The organism is Micrococcus sp. (genome assembly GCF_030523875.1).
Classification (GTDB): Bacteria; Actinomycetota; Actinomycetes; order Actinomycetales; family Micrococcaceae; genus Micrococcus.
In genome coordinates this window covers 1-1,301 of the sequence record NZ_JAUNHR010000155.1, presented here as the reverse complement: position 1 = coordinate 1,301, position 1,301 = coordinate 1, and the positions used below count along the sequence as shown (strand labels likewise).

General features: G+C 72.6%; 1 protein-coding gene. It reads left to right on the top strand.

Annotated features, from left to right (window positions below):
- On the top strand, nt 1-1,301 hold a 1,301-nt coding region (locus tag Q4D18_RS11625), incomplete at both ends, for a PASTA domain-containing protein (protein WP_303128585.1).

The window sequence follows — 1,301 nt, the reverse complement described above, 5'->3', positions numbered from 1 at the left end:
AAGATCACGGACTTCGGCATCGCCCGCCTCGCGGACCAGGTCCCGTTGACGGCCACGGGCCAGGTCATGGGCACGGCCCAGTACCTCGCCCCGGAGCAGGCCACGGGCCAGCAGGCCTCGGGCTCGAGTGACATCTATGCGCTCGGCATCATCGGCTACGAGCTCCTCGCGGGTCACCGGCCCTTCACGGGCGAGTCCCAGATCCAGATCGCCCTCGCGCAGGTGCAGGATCAGCCCGCCCCGCTGCCCGAGTCCGTGCCGGCGCCCGTGCGCGGCCTCATCATGTCCATGCTGGAGAAGAACGCAACCGACCGCCCCGGCAACGCCCACCTCCTCGCCGAGGCCGCCGACGCGCTCCTCGAGGGGCGCGTGGAGGACGCCGTTCGCGCGGTCCCCGGCGTGGGCCGCTTCCTCAACGGACCGGACACCACCCCGACGGGCCAGGTCACGCGCACGCTCGCCTCCTCCCCCGGCCGCCGCGCCGCAGAGGACGGCCACCCCCGCACCTCGGCCCTCCCCGCGCTCGGGGCAGGCGCAGCCGTCGGTGCCGCTGTGGGCTCCTCCGCCGCCTCCCACGGCCCCTTGGGCCTGGCCGACGACGACGAGTACTCGTCCGCCGCCGGCGCCCGCCGCGCCGTCGAGAACTCCTACATGGACGACTCGACTGACTCGCACGGTCCCGTCCCGCCCCGGGGGCAGGGGAGCCGCCCGCCGCGCCGCCGGTCCCGCCTGACGTTCCCGCTCATCACGCTCATCATCCTCATCGGGCTCGTCATCGCGGCCGGCCTCACCGCCGGGCGCCTCCAGGGGTGGCTTGAGCCCAAGCCGGAGGCCACACCGAGCCCCTCGGCAAGCACCGCCACCCCCACGAAGACGCCGTCCGCCACTCCTACGAGCATCAGCGTCGACCCCAAGAGCTACGTGGGGCGCAACTACGAGAAGGTCCGGGACGAGCTCATCAAGCTCGGTCTCACGGTCAACCTGGTGCCGGAACCGAGCGACTCGATGGACTCCGGCCTCGTCACCGACGTGAACCCCTCCGGCCAGCTGGACAAGGGCTCCTCGGTCTCCGTCACGTACTCCACCGGCCCGGCCAAGGTGACCGTCCCGGGCGGGCTTGCGGGCCGCTCGGAGTCCTCGGCGGTCTCGGCCATTGAGGCGGCGGGACTCGCCGCCGAGAAGGGTGGCGAGGAGAGCTCGGACTCCGTTCCCAAGGGTGCGGTCATCCGCGTCACGCCGGGCGAAGGAACAAGCGTGGACAAGGGCTCGACCGTCTCCTACGTGATCTCCTCGGGCCCCAA